This is a genomic window from Psychrobacter sp. JCM 18902, from assembly GCF_904846615.1.
Lineage (GTDB): Bacteria > Pseudomonadota > Gammaproteobacteria > Pseudomonadales > Moraxellaceae > Psychrobacter.
Map to the genome: position 1 here is coordinate 1 of NZ_CAJHBK010000003.1, position 21089 is coordinate 21089.

Consider the following 21089-nt stretch of genomic DNA (forward strand, 5'->3'; position numbering starts at 1 on the left):
GCGCCTGAACGCTCAGACTCGCTGGTATTCATATGACTGCGAATAAATTCACAAGCAGCACTCAAGTGAGGTACAGACTCTTGTCCGATACGTTTGGCGACATTGTCTAACCAAGTAGGAACATCAATATTGACTTGATCTAAATCAATCGCTTCGAGCTCTTTATCTGAGAGAGCATTATTTTTATCTAAAAGCGGGTTATCAGAATATTCGTTTTCAAGCTTTGGATCATGACTATGAAAAGCATGTAGTGCTGAGCGATCAAAAGTGGTGTGTAGTTTATGAGTGGACAGCTGGTATTTGATATCGAGGGGGATTTGGGCATAGCTATTGGCAGACTGGTGCGAGCGTTGGCTCGCGACCAGTTGAGCGGCAAGTGCTGCACTATCGGCTTGGGTGGTCTGTCCATCCACCAGCGGTAATCCTTCACGAATTTTTACCATAGCCGACTCCTCTTAGCTATTTTGAATTGATTATAACCTCATCTACTATGCACACACGTTGAACTTACGATTCATAAAGTGTCAGCTATAAACCAATATAACTGCTAAAAAATCTGTTTTTTAGCAGTCATAAAATGCGCGTAAAATATATAAAGCTATGAGTGCAAACGTTCACAAGAATGGAAAAAACCAGCCTAGGAATATTGTTTACTATTATCTCACTTTAAAGAGACAAATCAAGCGAGGCTATGTAATGTCTGCGGTTAATCAGCATAAATAACTATCATTTTTTGCCACCGCTTGACTCAAATTTTGAATCAAGCTCAGTGACCTTTAGCATGGCTATTTAATGCTCTGAACCGCTCACTTAACCGTAAATTGAATTACACCGCTACTTTTTCAAAACGAGCGATGGACTCAACATGACCGGTATGACAGAACATGTCCATTACGCCAGCATGAGTCAGACGATAGCCTTGCTCTAATAATGCTTTTGTATCACGGGCGAGGGTTGCAGGGTTGCAAGAGACATAAACGATTCGCTCAGCGTTAAATTTCGGCAAGTACTGCATAATTTCCCAAGCACCAGAACGCGGCGGGTCGATCAATAGCGCATCAAAGCCCTGATTTGCCCAAGGTTTATCAGTACAGTCTTGCGTCAAATCTTGGCTATAAAATTCTGTATTATTGATGCCATTACGACGTGCGTTATCGGCTGCACGTGCGGTCATCGCTTCGCTGCCTTCAACACCAACCACAGAACCTGTCTCACCAACGAGGCGCGCAAGTGGCAAGCTAAAGTTGCCTAGACCACTGAATAAATCAAGTACGCGTTCACCTGCTTTTAAGTCTAACAAATCGCAAGCAAGCTTGGTCATTTGACGATTAACGGACAGGTTCACTTGGGTAAAATCTGTCGGGATAAACTCGAAAGTCAAATCGTATTCTGGCAATTGGTAATACAAACGACCAAATTGCTGGCTCATGTCATCATCTTCAGTCAATGCAATACGCTGGATACTATCCGCACCTTTAGACTGCAAATATAGCTGCCAGTTGCGTGCGGCAAAAAACACTTTTAGCTTTTCTATATCAGCGTCTGATAACGGCTCCAAGTTGCGTACGATAAGGGCAACGGGCTGATTGCCATCTGGCAGCTCAGGCATTTCCTCACCCATGGCCAACTCAAGCTGAGCAATCTTGTTACGGCTCTCTAGCGTACTAATCAGTGTTTTTAAGTTTTCAATCTCAAAACCAATTCTTGGATCTAAAATATGACACTCATTTAATTCTGCCAAAAAGTTACTTGAGCGCTCACGAAAGCCGACAAGCGCGGTTTCTTTTTTGGTGACATAACGCACACCCAATCGTGCTTTGGTACGATAACCAAGACGATCACCAACCACTGGAGCAAGCCAGTTATCAGGCGTGACACTGGCTTGGTGTATCAGCATTTCAGCCAATACAGATTGCTTAAAGTTGATTTGACCGTCTGGCTGCCAGTGTTGCAAATTACAGCCACCACACACTCCAAAATGTGGGCAGGGCGGTACGGCACGTTCAGAATTTGGGTTGGCAGTAATACTGACAGCCTCGCCTTCTTCAAAGCTGGCACGGCTATTGGTTATTTTGACCAAGGCACTTTCACCCGGCAAGGCAAAGCTGACAAAGACTTTTTTGCCATGTTTTTCCTCGATATGACCGTCATCTACGCCAAAGCCATTGCCATAAACGGCAACGCCGCGACCATCATGCGACAAACCATCAATGGTGAAGGGCAGAGGTTCTGCATCCTTTAGGCGGCGGCGTGTCTTTGATGAGGGTTTAGATTTTTTCTTATTAGGCGGAATAGTAATCGTTTGGGTCTCGCTCGTTGGTGGCGTAACATCAGAGGTTGTAGACGTTTTTGAATCGGTGGGTTGCATAAACCTGCCTTAATAATAAATGATAAATAACTAAAAAAATGAGGATAAACGCGATGTCTTATAACGCGCCTTCATATAACTTCACTTGTTATGATGTGGGCGCAGATGACCAATCAGCGATGAAGTCTTGATGGCGAGCATGACCATCCGCTTGGGTATATTTTACTAAATAGTCATAGCTCTGCTGCTGCCAAGCGTCAAAATCTTGTGAGGATAACTGTCCAGTTAAACGCAACCAGCGCAAATAGATTAGCCATGTATTCATGACATCAGACTCGCAATAAATAGACAGCGTTTGCCAGTCATTAGTGCTGACAAGCTCACCAACCATACTACCGTCGACAGCTGTTTTACCCGGTAGACCATATAAGCTTGCGACAATATCCATGGCTTCGCGGCGGCTGGCACCATACTGGCTAAACCTGTCCATCAAATCAAGGTGACGCGTGTGGAAGCGATTGACGTAATTATCAAAGCGCATATTTTTGATGCGCTCGCCTTCTTCAAATAACCATGGCGCTGATAAATCGTATTGCATAGCCCGATATATCAGTACAGGAATATCAAAACCTGAGCCATTCCAACTAATAAGCTGAGGCAGTTTTTCAAGGTCACTAAATGCCCGAAAAAATTTGGCAAGGATATCTTTTTCACTGAATTTATCAGCGGTCAATGAGAACAACGAAAACTTGCCATCTTTGATATATAACGCTGAGATACAGACGACACGCTGCAGTGGCAAGCGCATAAAATCATGCCCAGCTTCTTGTATTCGAAGCGCTGTGAGTGCGCTCAATGCATCTGCATCATTCAACTCTGCCAATTGCGGATAGATACGGCGCGCCGCATCGGTATCAGCGACAGTTTCGATATCAAAGACCAATATAGGGTCGGATGGTAGAGCTTGTGACATAAGAAATCCTGATTAAACCAACTAAACTGAGCAGCGTTATCTGTGCGTTAATTAATTTATGTGCGGTTATCGATCGACATTGCTGTCGTCAATACTGTTGTCATCAATATTGTATAAACCCGTCGACAAATAACGATCGCCGCGATCACAGACAATAAAGGCGATGACGGCATCAGGGTTTTCTTTAGCGACTTGTACGGCAGCCCATGCTGCAGCACCTGATGAAACGCCCGCGAAAATACCTTCGGTTTTCGCCAGTTTGCGCATATAAACTTCCGCGATACGCTGATCCACATCCATGATTTCATCAACCAAATCTGCGTTAAAGATACCCGGCATGTAAGCTGCAGGCCAGCGGCGAATACCAGCAATCGAAGCTTCTTCATCAGGCTGTAGTCCGATAATTTTGATATCTGGATTTTGTTCTTTGAGATATTGCGATACACCGGTAATAGTACCAGTGGTGCCCATTGAGCTAATAAAATGAGTGATTTTTCCTGCCGTTTGCGCCCATAGTTCAGGCCCTGTGGTCAGGTAATGGGCTTGACTGTTATCAGGGTTATTAAACTGATCCAATACGATGCCTTTGCCATTTGCTTGCATTTGCAGTGCCAAATCGCGTGCGGCTTCCATGCCTTCGTCTACCTCGATTAACGTCGCACCATACGCAATCATGGCATCTTTGCGCTCTTGAGTTGAATTGGTTGGCATCAGTAGCGTTATCGGATAGCCACGCATCGCCGCGACCATGGCTAACGCGATACCAGTGTTGCCACTCGTGGCTTCAATCAGCATGTCGCCCGCTTTGATGTCACCGCGCTGTTCTGCCTGATAAATCATATTAAAAGCAGGACGATCTTTAACAGAGCCCGCTGGATTGTTACCTTCAAGCTTGGCTAGTAATGCAGCACCATTGGTCAGCTGCTCTTGCTTAGGTAAGCGCTGTAATTTAACCAATGGCGTCTGACCGACGCAATCAGCAAGTTTGGTGACTTGAGTAATGAAATTAGGGTTGGAGATAGCCATTGCGGACATAAAGTATCCTTGTAAATTTTTAAAATTGATTTTAATTACCGTTTATTTTTTAATTATCATTTTGATTTTTGAATAAATATCTTGATACGGCTGCTATTGAGTGAAGTGAGTGATTTGATCATTAATGACATTTCTGTCGCTTTAACCAAATAGCAATAAATGAAAAGTTGCGTCATTATATCATTTTGTTTTTGGCTACGCTGAAGGCATCAAGAGATTTTGGTAAATGAGTGGTGTTTAAAAAGGGCTGGACAGTTAAAATGCCTTTGCGTCATAGCCACTCACCATGATCGATGAAATGCGTTATAGTTATGGCAATATATAGGTACGGCAATAACAAGAACCATTAAATTTTATCATGGGTAGGCAGTTATCATTTTTAAAATGAGCACAGCCCCTAAAAAAATTATCATTGGCTAAAACTGCTTACCGCCGCTATTGATTCATAGTACAATTTTCTGTAGAGAGTAAAGCTAGCATGGCATCCAAAAAACGTTTTGATACTAGCAGTGCGTATGGCCAGTTGATTATATTGGTGTTCCTACCCATTTGCATCTTGGCAGCGGTGGGCGGTATTTTGGTCTTTTATGAGACCATGCGTGCCAGCAATTCCGAACAAGAAGTATTGGCGGAGGCGGTGCTGATTCGTTATACCCCAGCGATTGCAGAGCTAATCCCTGAGCTGTTAGCGCAAGAGCGCCAGCAAGCAGACGGCGAACCCAATGCGGATGGCGAAGTCAGAGCAAATGATGCCACTCAAACGACCATCACGAAGCTTGAGGAAATACAAGATAAGCTGGGTCGTATGCAGTCCGAGCAACATGTACAGCGTATTGCGATCATCAATGAAAGCAATCAAGTACTCGCCGCAGTCGGTTATGCACTGAACGAAGCATGGCCTGCAATAGACACAAAAAAGAATTTTTTATCGCAGCAACCAACGCCTATTGGAACCGCTTATGGCAGTGTGTTAGGGGAGTTTGAAGGACAAAAACTGTGGCTACTCGTCGATATGGACAATGAACCACTCTACATCGCCCGCTACCGTATCGCCATGGCGTTAGTGATTACCGGCTTGTTCACTATTTTGATTTTATTGCTGAGTTTAAATATTTATTCAAAGCGCTGGATAGCACCAATTTATGAGCTACGTTTGCAGTTGCAGCGTACCCATGTCGACAATCTGTATCAGCCTATTCCCGTTGAGTCAGATGGTGAGCTGAACTTATTGCAGCAAGACTTGGTCAAAACTTTGCGCCGCCTGCATAGAAGCTTTCAGGAATTAAAAGACCATGCCGAGCAAACCGAGGATGATTTGCGCCTTGCGTTTGATGAGATGGAAATGCAAAACATCTCTATTCGTAATGCACGTGATGCGGCAATTTCAACCAGCCAAGCAAAATCGGCATTTTTGGCCAATATTAGCCACGAGCTGCGCACGCCATTAAACAGTATCGATGGCTTTATCAATTTGCTGGCAAGGCATGGCGAACTAAATCCTGAACAAGATTTATACGTGCAAACCATACGTAAGTCATCAGCACACTTGCTTGCCTTGGTTAACGATGTTTTGGATTTCTCTAAGATTGAAGCGGGCAAGCTGGTACTTGACCGTCATGAGTTTGACCTTTATGACACCATTTATGACGTGGTCGATATGCTTTCACCTGTATCCGCAGAAAAAGGTCTGCGCATGGCGGTGCTGTTTTATAATGATGTGCCGATGCGTATTAATGGCGATGCCCTGCGCCTCAAGCAAGTATTGACCAATATCGTCGGCAATGCGATTAAATTTACCGATAGTGGCGACGTGGTGGTGCGCGTCAGCTTAGATGACCATCGTGATAATTATCTCATGATCAGTGTGCAAGACAGCGGTAAGGGCATCTCTTTAGCCGATCAAAAGATGCTGTTCCAAAGCTTTAGCCAAGGCGACCCTTCAATCACTCGTCAGTATGGCGGCACAGGGTTGGGGCTCGTTATCTCCAAGCAATTAACGCGGCTGATGGGCGGTGATATTGGCTTTCATGATAATGCTCAAGAGAATATTGCCAATCAGGGCGCAACGTTTTGGTTTCGGATGCCAGCACATGTCGATGTATTGGAAGCGGCTACAGGACAGACGATTGAGCTACCGGTCTTGGCTCCATTGGCGAGTGAGACCGATGAGTTTAATGTATTGGTATGGATCAATCATACCGCCTCTATCCAAGTGCTCAAAGCCAGCTTGCAATATTTGCCGATTAAATTGACCCAAGCCAACTCCTTACCGGGCGTACTTGAGTCATTAAAAGAGCATGGTAATTATTGGGATTGGGTCATCGTCGATGATGATACCCAAGACGATATGATGGCATTACTCAAACAAATTCGTCTGCATTATCAAGGTAAGCTTGCGGTATTTGGCTATCAAGTTGCTGCCGATCAAGCATTATTAAATCGTTATCATGCCAATATTTTGTATGAGCCTTTAGACAAAAGACAGCTTTATGCCATGCTCGACACCCAAAACCGCAGTACCAAAAAAAGCGTGCAAGAACCGCGCTGGACAGGGGTGACGGTTCTGGCAGTCGACGATCATCTGCCCAATTTGTTGGTGCTGGATGCATTGCTCAGTGAGCTTGGTATTCAGGTCATCACAGCGAGTAGTGGTTTTGACGCCATAGAAATTATCAGTAAACAACAAACCAAAAATATTAAAACCGCGAAAAGTGATAAGCAAAGTCTGTCGAATAAAACGCAAATCTCTAAAGCTGAAACGCGCGATGAGGTAAACAAGAAATCAAATAGTACGCTTTATGAAGAGGTGAATACCGACGATAAAGTCGCTATTCAGGATAAAGGTCATATTGATCTAATATTTATGGACATCCAAATGCCGCGTATGTCAGGGCATGAAGCCGCAAGACAAATTCGCAATATTGAAAATGATGATAGCCGTATCCCGATTATTGCGTTGACTGCCCATGGTTTGGCTGATGAGCGAGACAAACTGATCGCTAGTGGCATTAATGACTATGTAGGTAAACCCATTAGCCAGCCTCAGTTATTACAAGTGCTGCAAAAATGGCTTGGACGTACAACGACAATGCCGCAGTTAACAGCGTTGCCTGATACCAATCTGCACAGTACGGATGTGCACAATACTGATGTGCAGGTTATCGATTTGTCAAAAGATAACTCACACTCTACTGATTTACAGAATAGGGAGGCTGAAACGTATTCAACGTGGCCATCAGACTCTACAACCATTGCTTATCCTATGGTGAAAGGTGATGAAAATAACCGTCATAGCGGTTCTAATACAATCAATCAGCCAAAAATAACGCGTCCTTTATCATTGAAGAAAATTCGTGATAACTACTTGCGAGACAGCCAACCACGCGAGGACTATAGACGCGAAACACCGCGTGACACCCAGCCACGCTATGAGAACTTGCGCTTACATAAACAAGGACAGTCGCCACTATTAAAGCCATCGGAAACACCGATAAATAGTGCTCACGATGGAGTGGCAACGCCTACAGATTCCCACACATATGCGCAAGAAACGAAGGGTTGGGACAGCAGTCACCACCATTTAAGCCATCACTCTTTGGAGGCTAACGAAGGTGATGGGTTTGCTATTTTAGATTGGCAAGACGCGTTGACCCGCTCAGCGAATAAGCCCGACTTGGCAGCCAAGCTTATCATTATGATGCTTGATACTATTAATGATGAAAAGCAAGCGCTAACGCAAGCGTGGGATACCCGTGATCGCAGTATGCTAGCGCAAATTGCCCATCGCATCTTAGGCGGCAGTCGTTATACTGGTGTGCCGCAATTACGTCAGGCCAGTCAAGACCTAGAAGATAAATGCTTGCTGAATGTTCAACATACTACACCTGCGCAGTTTGCCATGCTTGAGCCATATTATGCCGCATTAATAACAGCGTTAAATAACTTGCAGGCGCTGGATTTGTCAGCCTATCCTCAGCTCAATTATCATCGTTTGAGTGAAAATGATATGACGTGGAAAATGATTTAGAAGTGATGGTTTTATGACATTAACGGTGAATCGAATCGTTGCAGTCAGTTATTGATGAGGTAGCGTCGTAACAAGGCTGTTAATATTGTTGTCATCAGCTTTAGACGTATCGGCATCATATTTAGATGCCATTTCTATTTTATTCATGAATAAGGATTGTTATGAACGCGATTGCTACTTACCAATATGAAACCTTACAAGTTAGTATGACCGACAATATACTCACGGTAACCTTGAATCGCCCACACAAAAAAAATGCCATGAGCTTTAAAGTGGTGAAAGAATTGATAGCTGTCGCAGAACGCATTGGTAAAGACAAAACGATACGTGCGGTGATTCTAAATGGTGCTGAAGGCACGTTTTGTGCAGGCATCGACTTGGGTGATTTGAATCATCCAAAAAATCAAGCGTTCGCCGTTTGGGAGCTGATAAAGCCATGGCAGAGTTCATTCCAGCGTGTTTGTCTGGTATGGCGCGATGTGCCTGTACCGGTCATTGCCGTACTAGAAGGCTATTGTATTGGTGCAGGTCTTCAGCTAGCGCTGGCTTGCGATGTGCGTATCAGTCATCCAGATTGCAAACTGTCTATTATGGAAGCTAAGTGGGGGCTGGTACCTGACATGGGTTTGACGCAATCGGCGTTTGGCGTGGTACGTGAAGATGTGCTAAAAGAGCTTGCCATGAGTGCGCGTATCGTGATTGCCAGTGAGGGCAAAGCATTGGGTCTTGTCAGCCATTGCAGTGAAGCGCCACTTGAGCAGGCGCAAAAGCTCGCTGCTGAATTTGCAGAGCGCTCTCCTGATGCGGTGTTGGCGAGTAAGCGAGTGGTCAACGCTATGTTCCAGCAGCCAGCCACTACTTTATATAAAGAAAAAGTATGGCAGCTTAAAATGATGCTCGGTCGTAATCGCAAGCTTGCGTTAAGAAAAGCCAAGCAAGCCAGTACGGCATTTGGTAAGCGCCAGTTCCGCTAAATATCTTTTACTAATTATGCCGCTATGCTGACGCTCAGACCTGTTTTGACAAATTATTGTGATTGTTTTTAGTTGTTATTGTTTGTTTTATTCACGTCATACCTCTATTGAAATGTGAGCGGATAGTACGATATAACACTGTCCACTTGCGCCGCTGTATGCAAATGTGCACTAATGGTGGCAATGACCCTTGTTTTCAGTATTGAGTAAAGACTAAATATTAAAGACAATGGAAGCCTGAATACTACAATAACAATCACTAGAGTGTATTGAACCTTTATAACGATTCAATACACTCTATATAAAATGGTCTGAATATGTCTGCTCCAAAATCCTCTCTACCCAATCGACCCGTTGCTTCTGAGCGCGTACGCTCTGCTGATTTGCCTGTTGCATGGATTATGATGCTTGGACTTATTGTGGCAGTGGGGCCATTGTCTATTGATATGTATCTGCCTGCATTACCATCGATGGCAGATGACTTTGGCGTATCCACAGCCTTTATGGCCAATTCTGTTCCTGCCTATTTTTTAGGCTTGGTATTTGGCCAGTTATTTTATGGACCATTTAGTGATCGTGTTGGTCGTGTTAAGCCTTTATATATCGGTATGACGCTATATGTCATCGCCTCCATTGTTTGTGCGACTACTAATAACGAGTATGTATTGTTTGTTGGGCGGACGATGCAAGCGCTTGGTGCGTGTGTTGGCGCGGTGGTCACTCGTGCCGCGATTCGCGATCGATTGACTGCTAAGCAAACCGCAAAAGCCTTTTCTATTATGATTTTGGTGATGGGTTTAGCGCCGATATTAGCCCCATCGCTTGGTGCGCTATTTCTACAGTTTTTTAGCTGGCACTCTATTTTTTGGTTTTTGGCTGCTTTTGGCACGTTGAATTTATTACTCACAAAGTTTTTCTTCTTTGAAACGTTGACGGAAGAAAATCGTAATGTACGTCCTGCAAGAGAAGTACTGAGTCAATACTGGGACTTATTAAAAGACCCGACGTTCAATTATCCAGCGATTGGTGGCGGCCTGCTGATGGGGGCGATGTTTGTTTATATCAGTTCAGCCTCTGAGCTGATTATGGATACCTATGGGGTATCCGCAACCCACTTCGCTTGGCTATTTGGGATGAATGCTGCTGGTTTTGTGGGTTTGACTCAGCTGAATCAGTGGCTTACCAATCGCTTTCGTATTTTGAGTATTTTGCGCTTTGGTGCGATGATGCAGGTTATTTCTGCAGGCGTGCTATTCATAATAGGTCTATTTTTGGGTACTGATGCTTGGCTTCCACTGGTGCTGGCTTGTATTTTCTTCTGTATCGCAGGCTTAGGTCTTACTCAGCCAAATGCTTCTGCTATTGCGCTGGCCTTTCAAAAACGCCGAGCGGGCATGGCAAGTGCGCTACAAGGCTCGCTCATGTTTTCAGTCGGTATCTTTGGTGGATTATTATTAAACCTATTTCCAGTTAATCCCGTACTCAAAATTGGTATTGCGATGTTCGCTTTAATGAGTCTTGGCTGTTTTTTAATTTGGCAGATAGATCGTAATTTAAATTTGGACGATGCGGAGTAAGCCAGAGACTTTATAGTTTTTACACTAGAATCTTAAAAGGCGTTCTTAAAAGGCATTCTTACATTGATTATGTAGGGATGCTTTTTTTGTACTTTTTATTTTATTTTTTGCCTAAAATTGCTCATAAAACAAGACCATATTACAAGTTTTCAGTCGTAAAGGTAGACTTATGTACGACCTTAATATCCTTTATTTGCCATATATAACAAATTGTACGTAATAACTAAACATAATTATTGCAATCATAAAGTTAGGCAAGTATTATCAAACGTAACTTTCTGTAAGTAAGTATTGTGAAGATATTACCTAACCTTGCTAGATTGTCATTAATTAATATGTACAACCACGTGAAGCTTTAAGGGTAAATTATGATGCAGTTATATCGAGTGTTACCAATTGTATTGAGTGTTGGCCTGTTTGGCTGCGGTAACTCTTCCACTCAAGAAAATGCCAATTCGACTGGTACGCCAGTAACAGAAAATAAAGATAATTTTGTTAGTAATTTGCCTGATACGGCACCAACATTAAAGGTCGCTATGACGGGTGATTTACCCCCTTTCTCGTTTCAAGATGACTATGGCAATATGCAGGGCACGGACGTTGATTCCATTAGAGCTATCGGCGAGGAGCAAGGCTTTAAAGTCGAGTTTTATAAAGAAACTTGGCAAGATATGTTCGATAGTGTGGAGTCAGGAAAACGTGATTTAGCTATTTCTGGTATCTCTTATAAAGATGATCGTGCGGTAAGATATGGTCTATCAACGCCTTACTTTTTTAACCCAGCTACCATCATGTACTTGGAAGGTAAGTTTGATATCAAAGGCTTAAACGATATAAAGGGTCTAAAAACTGGTACGTTGGCAGGTTCTAAAGAAGAAGATACTCTAAAACAGATGGGTAGCTCGGTTGAGTTGGTTTCAAGATCTACTGCATTTTTGGCTTATCAGGATTTAGTGCAAGGTAAGACTGATGTTTTCTTATATGACATGCCAGTGCTGCAGTACATTATAAAAGGTTATCCAGAACATAAAGTGAAGATTGTACCTTATGAAGCGGCAGACGCACCTTCAGCGCAACAAGTCGTATTAATGGCAAAAGAAAATACTCAGTTGATTAATACGGTTAATGAGGGTATTGCTAAACTGAAAGAAAAAGGGACATTTAAAGAAATTGAAGAGCGCTGGTTAGGTGAGGCTGTACCTGCATCTGCTGATAAGAGCAATTCTGATACTAATACTACGCAATTGAACTAAGGAATTCTGAAGATGGCAACCACTCCCAATGTTGACAATAAGCGCTATCAAGGTCTGATCATTTCAATTGCACTATTTTTATCGCTCATCGGTGCTTTGTTAGCCTTTACGTTCTATACCTCAAACTTATTAGAAAGAAATACCGCTTTAATTGACCAAACCAACCAAGTCGCTAATAGCGCGCAGGCGGTAATTAAAGATTTATTTGACTTAGATAATAGCTATGGCGAAGATACGAACTCTCCGCATATTCAGCGCGTTTTGGAGCGTTTGGAGGAAAATACGGCGTTGATTACCAGCTCTATTGCTGCTATTGAGCAAGGTGCAACGATCACTGACGTTGATGGCAAAACTTATGATCTGCCAAAGATTGACAGTAACGCACAAGTAAACATTACCGCGGCTAATGAGCAGTGGAAAGCGTTAGAGCCTAAGATTCAAGCATATCTCAAAGATGCTGATAATATTATGGTTTCCTCTGAAGATGATCTGACCCAAGCCGTTGAACAAGCCAAGACGTCAAGTCTATTGATTAACGATTCGTTAGACAATTTGACCAAAGATGTTTTCAATAGTGCCGAACGCCAAGCGACGACCATTCGTCTTATTCAGGTACTTGGTGTTGCCGCCATCTTTACCTACTTTCTAATCTTTGTATTCTTCTTTGTACGTCGTTTACGTGAAACCGATGCTGAAGCGTTCGCTGCTCGTCGCGAGACGCAAGAGATTATGGAAACGGTAAATACGGGTCTATTCTTACTTGATAAAGACTTGAATATTGGTCAGCAGCATTCTCGTGCACTGAATGATATTATCGGTGAGGACAGATTGTCAGGAGAGAACTTTACCAACGTTTTACGTGGGCGTATTTCTGATAAAGATCTGAAAACCACACAGCAATTTATTGAGCAGCTTTACAATCCACGCGTTAAAGAAAAATTGGTAGATTCTCTCAATCCACTGCACAAAGTCATGCTACACAACAACGCTGGTGATAAAGCACAGAATAATCGCTTCTTAGACTTCAAGTTCTCACGTGTTTATGACAACAAAGACATTGCCCGTATTTTGGTCAACGTCAACGATGTATCAGATGCCGTATATTTAGAGCAGCGTCTAGAAAAAGAGCGTTCGCAAAATGATATGCAGATTGAAATGCTCACCACTATTCTAAATGTAAATCCAAAGATTATTAATGAGTTTATTGATAATACGCAGATGCACATTGAGAAGATGAACAATATCTTGAAAAATCCTGGTAGCTCACAATACGAGCTTGAGGGCAAACTAAAAGCCATTTACCGCGAAATGCATAGCTTAAAAGGTGAAGCTTCTGCGCTAAAACTGCATAGCTTTACCAAGATTGCCTCAGATGCGGAAGACAAACTGCACGCATTGCAAAACCAAGGTCAATTATCTGGTAACGATTTCTTGCCATTGGCCGTACATTTGGATGACTTATTAAGCCTATCAAATACCATCGCGACCTTGGGCGAGCGTATTAACCGTTCAGCACCAGCGACTGCACCAACTGCAAATGGGTTAGATGACAATATTGCTCAAAACGGTATGTCAAAAACGGTGGTGACTGACAGTCAGACATCAAATCCTTCAACCAGTATCATAGATACTGATATCGGTCAGGATATTGACCTAGATAATGACGCGACTGATGATCATCTGTCTTTTTATAAAGCATTTGCAAAAGATATTGCCGCAAGACAAGGCAAGCAAGTAGAGCTAAAGAGTAATACGCTGATGCAAGCGGACATACCAGCACATCTAGTAAAGCCGATTAAAGAGATTAGCATTCAACTACTACGTAATGCCGTGGTGCATGGCATTGAAGCGCCAAGTGTTCGTCATTCGATTGGTAAGACTGCGGTTGGGACGATTGATTTAGAAATAAAAGACAACGGCTCAGATTTCATGCTGATGGTGCAAGATGATGGTCAAGGTATTGATTATGATAGCATTCGTGCCAAGTTAAGCAGTGATGGTCGTTTTAGTACAGAAGAAGCCAGTCAGCTCAGTCAAAGCGAGCTGCTCAAACAACTGTTTTCTTCGGGTTTCTCTACCAAAGAACACGCAGATGAAGATGGCGGACGCGGTGTCGGTCTCGATATCATTAAAGCAAAAGTAAAAGATTATGATGGCAAGCTTAACGTAAACAGCGAATTTGGTCAGATGACACGGTTTGTTATTACTTTACCAAAAGCTTAATTAGAAACAGCAGGTATATTGTCAAGGATGACAAGCACTTCATTAAAGGTAATAGATCAGTTATGCATAAGTTAATGATTGTTGATGATTCAAATATTATTAGAAATCGTATTCAACGCGCGTACGATTCAGGGCAGTTTATGCTGGTTGCGACGGCAACCAGTGGTGTACAAGCCATTGAAAAGTTCAATGTCCATCGTCCTGATGTAATCACCATGGACTTGACCATGCCACAAATGGACGGGCTTGAATGCATTGAGAAAATCATTGCGATTGACCCTGAGGTACGAATTTTAGTGGTGTCAGCACTGTCTGATAAAGCCACTGGCATTGAAGCATTGTCGTTGGGTGCCAGCGGATTTTTGTGCAAGCCTTTTTCAGAAGAAGAGCTTGTAGAGTCTTTGTATGAGCTAATGCAAGACTAAACCATTCAACGACTTAAGTAGATGTCATTATGAAAGAACAAAAGCTACAGATTTTTTTAAGTATTATTAGTAACTATTTTAATCAGTTTGGGGGCGAGGAGCTTGTCGCTGACACCCCATATCTGTTAGAGAATAAACAGCCAAAAGTCCATGATTATACGGGTGTGATCGGTATATCGGGTGGACAAAAAGGCGTGGTGTATTTTTCGGCAACCCGTCAGTTATTGTCCGCTATACTAGATAGCATGGGTGAAACGGATAAAAGCGATGAAAACTACATCGATTTGGCTGGTGAAGTGGCCAATACAATCGCTGGTAACGCGCGTAAAGAGTTTGGCTCAGAGTTCCATATTTCTGTGCCGTTTGTATTTAAAGGCTCTCCACAAAGTATTGTGTTGCCGAATGATGAGCGTTCTTTTATCATTCCCATCACTTGGAACTCGCAGATAGGCGAGATTGTGGTCTGTTTGCAGGATTAACGTTGCTGCCACCGCGTCATAAAGATGGATATTAATATATTATGGTTAAAGTAGAAAAATTGGGTGTGTTTCTGAGCTCAATCAATGCATTTTTTGCACAAATTGATGGCTCGGAAGTGTCCATTGATACCCCTTATTTAAATCATAACAAGAGTGCTGTTGGTTATGATTATAGCGGCGTTATCGAGATATCAGGGCCTCTGGAAGGCTGTGTATATGTGAGTGCACCAAGCGTGATGTTACGAGAGGTCATAAAAGTGATGGGCGAGCCTGACTCATCGATCACGATGATGAAAGATCTGCTCGGTGAGATGGCCAACACTATCTCTGGAAATGCTCGTACTGAGTTTGGCTCAGAGTTTATTATCTCGCCGCCGCATATTGTTGAGAGCGCACCAAGCGTGTCTTATTTGCCAAAAGATCGCCAAAGTTACGTCACGCCATTTACGTGGCGTGGGTATAAAGCGGTCATTGGTATCTGTATCGCTTAATCTACAGCTGCTCATTTATTCAGTATAAAGAACGACGTTAATGCGTCGTTTTTTTATGCGTTATCATCCACTTAAACAGCATAATAGCGCTAGCAGTCGCTAAGCATTATATGATAAAATATAGCCCAGCTATTTTTTATCACATCGTATTTTTACGTTCAAATGATAGCTCAATTTTTTAAACCAACCCATCAACCAATGACACACACATCATGGCAAAAAATTGCTGGGTGTTTGGCGACTTGATTAATTTGCAAAAAGTTAGTGCTGCCACAATAAGCATTAACCGTTAGCAGATGCGTGTCGCTAGATAGGCAGTTTTTGTGATGTGGAGGCATAACCCAACCAATAGGAATTTCACATGTCTACAAAGAATCCAACCAAAATCGAAATGCGCGACTTACTACAAGCCGGCGCTCACTTTGGTCACCAAACACGTTTTTGGAATCCAAAAATGGGACCATACATTTTTGGTGCTCGTAATAAGATTCATATCATCAACCTTGAGCACACAGTAAAAGCGTTTAACGAAGCATTGACTTACGTTAACGGCTTAGCTGCTAAGAAAAACAAAGTATTGTTTGTTGGTACTAAACGCGCAGCAAGCGGTATCATCGCTGAGCAAGCAGCACGCGCTGGCATGCCATACGTTGACCATCGCTGGTTAGGTGGTATGTTGACTAACTGGAAAACACTTCGCCAGTCAATCAACCGTCTAAAAGAGCTAGAAAAACAAGCAGAAGACGGTACTTTCGCCAAGCTTACTAAGCGTGAAGCGTTAGAGCGTACTCGCGATATGGAAAAACTTGAGCGTTCACTAGGCGGTATTAAAGATATGGGCGGCCTACCTGACGCAATCTTCGTTGTAGACGTAGATCATGAAGCGATTGCTATCAAAGAAGCTAAAAATCTAGGTATCCCAGTTATCGGTATCGTTGATACTAACTCTAGCCCAGATAACGTTGATTACATCATCCCAGCAAACGATGATGCTATCCGTGCTGTGACCTTGTATGTGACTTCTATGGCTGATGCGATTATCGCTGGTAAAGAATACGCACAGACTCAAGCGGGCGGCAAAGCTGAGCAAGAAGCACCTGCTACTGAAGAAGCACCAGTTGAAGCCAAAGCAGAAGAAGCAGCGACTCCAGCAGAATAATTGGCTGACCCCAAAGGTTTAACTTTGTAAGGATAGCTTGATAGTCACACTATCTGCATCCATATAACGTTATTAACAGCGTATAAGCTCACACGTATAAGCTCACAATAGGCATGATGTAGTTTTACTCGTCATGCCTTATTGTTGATGGAACACTCGTTAATAAGCGAGTATTATCGCTTATATATGCCCTCGTGATGCACAATATCTGTCATTACAATGATGTCTGTTATCACGATCAACCATGAGTGCTTCCGTTACTATAAGAGCGATATAGTACCAATAGATAGTAAAGATATATCTCATAGAAATTAAGCACTCCCATACATAATAAAAGGTAACTCTTATGTCAGAAGTAAAAGTATCTGCCAAAATGGTAAAAGAATTGCGTGACCGTACTGGTCTTGGCATGATGGAATGTAAAAAAGCGTTAGAAGAGTCAAACGGCGATGTAGAAACTGCCATTGATAACCTACGTAAATCTGGTCAAGCCAAAGCAGCTAAAAAAGCGGGGAACATTGCAGCTGATGGCGCTATCATCATCGCTCAAGGCGACAACAAAGCATTCTTGTTAGAAGTAAACTGCCAAACTGACTTCGTTGCAAAAGACGAAAACTTTACGGCATTTGCAGAAGCAGTAGCGAACATTGCATTAGAAAACAATGTGACTGACGTAGCTGCTATCGCTGAATTGCCATATGGCAATGGTCAGACTGTTGAAGAAGCTCGTGTATCTTTGGTACAAAAAATCGGCGAAAACATCCAAGTACGCCGCGTTGAAGTATTAGAAGGTAGCAACCTTGCTTCATACCGTCATGGTCTACGTATCGGTGTTGTGGTATCTTTTGAAGGCGGCAACGCAGATACTGGCAAAAACCTTGCCATGCATATCGCTGCATTTAACCCAGTTGCGGTTGATGACGAAAGTGTAGATGCTGATTTATTAGCACGCGAAAAAGACATCATCGAAGCAAAAGCTCGTGAGTCTGGCAAGCCTGATAACATCGTTGAAAAAATGATCGAAGGTGGCCTACGTAAGTATCTAGAAGAAGTGACTTTATTGCGTCAGCCATATGTTATGGACAACGAGAAAAAAGTTGGTGATGTACTAAAAGCTGAAGGCGTAAAAGTACTTGCTTTCAAACGTCTAGAAGTTGGTGAAGGCATTGAGAAAAAGCAAGAAGATTTCGCTGCTGAAGTTGCTGCAACACAAGCACTGGCTAACAAGTAATTTTTAAATTTTGCTAAGAAGAATGGTGAGTGCTAAGCTTTTAGGTCTGGCATTCACCGATGAGCTTTATTGTTAATCTTGTATCGAACTCAAAAAATATGACAAGATAGATTATGAATTAATAGATAAAATCTCTTAGCACAAAAAAGCCCGTTAATATAATTAACGGGCTTTTTTACGTTTGGATTCAACGGTTCATATAGTCTTCATTTTAGCGTAGCGCATCATATGCTGAGTTGGCATAGCTGGCACTATTGCTATTACTGCTGGTACCATAGCTGACGTTTTGTAAGCCGCTACTGAGACTAGGATTGGCGATTTGATTGCTAGCGTTCATGGTGCTGCCTGATAGCCCTGAGTCGTTTTTATACAAGCTATGGTAACGGCTCATGACATTTTTGACATAGTTACGGGTTTCTTTAAAAGGCGGGATGCCGTTATATTTATCAACGTTACCTTCACCCGCATTGTAGCCCGCAACCGCAAATTCTACGTTGTTATTAAAACGCTTCATCAGCCATGCAATATATTTAGCAGAGCCTTCGATATTATCTGCAGGGTTCCAAGGGTTGCTGACTTTAAAGCGTCGCGCAGTCGCTGGCATTAGCTGCATGAGACCTTGCGCACCGACAGGTGAGCGTGCATTCGGGTTAAAGGCGGATTCGCTATGCATCATTGCTTTTATAAGCCCAGGATCTACGCCATGACGCTGAGCTGAGGCGCGAATATAACTGTCGTATGAGTTGCGGCTTCCGCTACTGCTGGCAGAGCTACTACCGTAATTACTGCTGCTATTGTCACTACTACCGTCATACATTTTAGAATCTTTGTAGTAAGTGACTTTTACCTTTTTAGTAAATTTGTCAAAATTACCACTTGGATTGACGTTAGTGAGTAAGACTTGTCCGCCTTTGTCTTTGTAAATATACATATTACCTGCTTGAGCAGCAACAGATAGAGATAGGCTGGATAAGGCGACAGCGGTCAATAAAACAGGAGACAAGCAGCGAGTCACTAAGGTTGTAACATTTATCATAGGGTTATCACTTTTCATCGAGTAATAGCAAATTGCTTTGCCTATAGGCGCGTCGTTCTGCGCATTTAAGCGGTTATCGTGCTGGTAGGATTTTATCGCTGTAAACGATATAGCACCCTAGCAAAAACCACGTCTAACTAGAAACCACTCGCATTGGATACAAAAAATAATAGTTGCTTACTATAACATATAATAACTTTTCGACGCATACGATTATCAGCACAAAGTATAAAAGTCATTTTTAATTTGTAAAAAAATCAACACACTACCGTTTTTGAGTACGTTGATTGAGTATTGGCTTTATTATTTTTAGGCGTATGTGGTACGTGAATATTCTGGCTGTGGCAATGAATGAATCATGAGAAATAAAAGCTGTTTAGAGCACTGAAAAGTGCTGTGAACAGGGTTATATAGAAAGTGCACTGATAAAAATAGGCACCCAAACGGCGGTGACCAGCCCATTTACTGCCAATCCAAATGCCGCATAACGCCCAGCAGTGTGGCTAATTTGCCATGCTTCGACGGTACCAAAAGCATGCGCTGCCAATCCAAGTGCTAAGCCCTTGGCACGGTCATCATCGATACCGCGAAATAAAAAGCGCGCCAAAGTACCACCGATAAGCCCTGAGACAATAATAATTAAGTTCGCCATGGCTAGTGGTGCTTTGATTAAATCTGCGACACTCAGACCGATTGGGGTGGTCACTGAACGCGTTGCGAAAGCGAGTATGGTGTCGTGACTTAATGCAAATAAATAAGCCAATGACATCGGTAGCAATGCACCAACCACACTTGCAAGGATAACTATGAGAGTAAGCTTTTTGACTGGCAGACCTTTAAAGTTCATTGCTGCTAATGGTACTGCCAACAGTACGGTGACATATCCCAATAGGTGATCAAATACAGGCTTGGCAACATCGTAATAATCGTTGTAATCCCATTGTAGGATAAACAAAAATAAGAGAACAAGCGCCAACGCCGTAATCACCATCGGCAGCCATGAGAGCTTACGTGCCAGTACACGAGCGGTCACATGGGCGATTAGCGTTAATAATATCGCCGTAAAGGTTGCCACAAACGCGTTATCAAAAGTCATTGGATTTCCTTGTTCATGCAGCTCATAGCTGTCCTTTGTGCTCTTCAACGGTGGTGCTATCGATGCTAACATCGTGATTGAGCGAACGGTTGGCAAGTATGGCAAGTCCCCAAAGCGGTATGAGTGTGCTAATAATCATCGTCAGCATAACGCCCCAAAGCTCATCACCTAAAGCGAATAGCAGTAAACCTGCACCTGCAGACACGGGCAAAAAAGCAAAACCGCTATCCACCAATAAAGTATTACTGGCTTGGGTGAGCCAACTGGGCAACCCTTTAAGTAATCGCCATGCCATCAAAATAAAGAACATGGCGACCAATCCAACGATGTTGGCAGCCTTTTCTATTCCTGCTAATTGACAGATGATAACGGCTGATTCACGAACCACGATGACCATCGTGAGTGTCAGGACTAAGGCAAGCCATAGCGGCAAATGGGCGGAGTGAGTAGATTTCATAAGAAATACTGGCCGATTTAGAAATAGATAGGATAGGAGCCACAAAATAGGTAACCGCACTCTAATAAGTGTGTTCTATATATCAATGATATTAATATTGGTTGAACCTATAGCCGATGATTATATAGAGAGTAGGCAAACTAATAAAGCTTATAGCATATCGTCAGTGCGATTATAAATAGCAACAGCGTTAAGCTCGCTTACTATAATGAGTGTATCATTTGCGCCAGGCTACCTTGTGTTCACTTTAAAAGACATAGGCTATGGTAGCGCGTTTTCGTGATCGGGTAACCTATAAAATTTAATGCTATGTGCCAAAAAAAGGATGATATCAATGGATATCAT

The 21089-nt window shown here is 42.8% G+C and carries 16 protein-coding genes and 1 pseudogene; 10 read left to right on the forward strand and 7 right to left on the reverse strand.

Features of this window, described 5'->3' with window-relative positions; translation table 11 throughout:
- The 4 genes and pseudogenes from JMY05_RS13630 to cysM all read right to left on the reverse strand — a co-directional run.
- Nucleotides 1-443 (reverse strand): annotated as a pseudogene (locus tag JMY05_RS13630) (bifunctional (p)ppGpp synthetase/guanosine-3',5'-bis(diphosphate) 3'-pyrophosphohydrolase); the annotation flags it as partial.
- A gap of 383 nt (nt 444-826) precedes the next feature.
- Nucleotides 827-2368, reverse strand: a complete 1542-nt coding sequence (gene rlmD / locus JMY05_RS13635; protein WP_201615427.1) for a 23S rRNA (uracil(1939)-C(5))-methyltransferase RlmD — start codon at nt 2366-2368, stop codon at nt 827-829.
- An 88-nt stretch (nt 2369-2456) separates the two neighbouring features.
- Nucleotides 2457-3281, reverse strand: coding sequence for a 3'-5' exonuclease (locus JMY05_RS13640; RefSeq protein WP_045443622.1), 825 nt, complete (start codon nt 3279-3281; stop codon nt 2457-2459).
- Nucleotides 3282-3347: 66 nt separating this feature from the next.
- A complete protein-coding gene (cysM, locus tag JMY05_RS13645) occupies nt 3348-4316 on the reverse strand; it encodes a cysteine synthase CysM (RefSeq protein ID WP_413786593.1) in 969 nt (322 codons plus the stop codon).
- A 478-nt stretch (nt 4317-4794) separates the two neighbouring features.
- Here cysM and JMY05_RS13650 point away from each other — a divergent pair, with 478 nt between their 5' ends.
- The 10 genes from JMY05_RS13650 to tsf all read left to right on the forward strand — a co-directional run bounded on the left by JMY05_RS13650 (nt 4795) and on the right by tsf (nt 18155).
- Nucleotides 4795-8343 (forward strand): ATP-binding protein, encoded by a 3549-nt coding sequence (locus JMY05_RS13650; RefSeq protein WP_201615428.1) that lies wholly within the window; start codon nt 4795-4797, stop codon nt 8341-8343.
- Between the two features lie 161 nt (nt 8344-8504).
- Nucleotides 8505-9317, forward strand: coding sequence for a crotonase/enoyl-CoA hydratase family protein (locus JMY05_RS13655; RefSeq protein WP_201615429.1), 813 nt, complete (start codon nt 8505-8507; stop codon nt 9315-9317).
- Between the two features lie 317 nt (nt 9318-9634).
- The gene (locus tag JMY05_RS13660; protein WP_045443628.1) at nt 9635-10894 is read left to right on the forward strand and encodes a multidrug effflux MFS transporter; all 1260 of its coding nucleotides are present in this window, start codon (nt 9635-9637) and stop codon (nt 10892-10894) included.
- Between the two features lie 368 nt (nt 10895-11262).
- Nucleotides 11263-12147 (forward strand): transporter substrate-binding domain-containing protein, encoded by an 885-nt coding sequence (locus JMY05_RS13665; RefSeq protein ID WP_045443631.1) that lies wholly within the window; start codon nt 11263-11265, stop codon nt 12145-12147.
- A gap of 12 nt (nt 12148-12159) precedes the next feature.
- On the forward strand, nt 12160-14370 hold the full coding sequence (locus JMY05_RS13670) for an ATP-binding protein (protein ID WP_201615430.1): 2211 nt from the start codon (nt 12160-12162) through the stop codon (nt 14368-14370).
- Nucleotides 14371-14432: 62 nt separating this feature from the next.
- Complete coding sequence (locus tag JMY05_RS13675) at nt 14433-14795, forward strand: response regulator (RefSeq protein ID WP_045443633.1); 363 nt, start codon at nt 14433-14435, stop codon at nt 14793-14795.
- A 29-nt stretch (nt 14796-14824) separates the two neighbouring features.
- Nucleotides 14825-15274, forward strand: coding sequence for a chemotaxis protein CheX (locus JMY05_RS13680; protein WP_045443636.1), 450 nt, complete (start codon nt 14825-14827; stop codon nt 15272-15274).
- A 41-nt stretch (nt 15275-15315) separates the two neighbouring features.
- Entirely contained in the window at nt 15316-15765 is a 450-nt protein-coding gene (locus JMY05_RS13685; protein ID WP_045443639.1) for a chemotaxis protein CheX, read from the forward strand.
- A gap of 361 nt (nt 15766-16126) precedes the next feature.
- Nucleotides 16127-16924, forward strand: coding sequence for a 30S ribosomal protein S2 (rpsB, locus tag JMY05_RS13690; protein ID WP_045443642.1), 798 nt, complete (start codon nt 16127-16129; stop codon nt 16922-16924).
- 346 nt (nt 16925-17270) lie between these two features.
- On the forward strand, nt 17271-18155 hold the full coding sequence (gene tsf, locus JMY05_RS13695) for a translation elongation factor Ts (protein WP_045443645.1): 885 nt from the start codon (nt 17271-17273) through the stop codon (nt 18153-18155).
- A 211-nt stretch (nt 18156-18366) separates the two neighbouring features.
- Here tsf and JMY05_RS13700 read toward each other — a convergent pair whose 3' ends face one another.
- The 3 genes from JMY05_RS13700 to JMY05_RS13710 form a co-directional block, all read right to left on the reverse strand.
- On the reverse strand, nt 18367-19191 hold the full coding sequence (locus JMY05_RS13700) for a lytic transglycosylase domain-containing protein (protein WP_045443853.1): 825 nt from the start codon (nt 19189-19191) through the stop codon (nt 18367-18369).
- 406 nt (nt 19192-19597) lie between these two features.
- Nucleotides 19598-20287 carry an LrgB family protein gene (locus JMY05_RS13705; RefSeq protein ID WP_045443648.1) on the reverse strand — a complete coding sequence of 230 codons (690 nt, stop codon included), beginning with the start codon at nt 20285-20287 and terminating at the stop codon, nt 19598-19600.
- A 22-nt stretch (nt 20288-20309) separates the two neighbouring features.
- A complete protein-coding gene (locus JMY05_RS13710) occupies nt 20310-20744 on the reverse strand; it encodes a hypothetical protein (RefSeq protein ID WP_045443651.1) in 435 nt (144 codons plus the stop codon).
- Nucleotides 20745-21089: the final 345 nt, after the last annotated feature.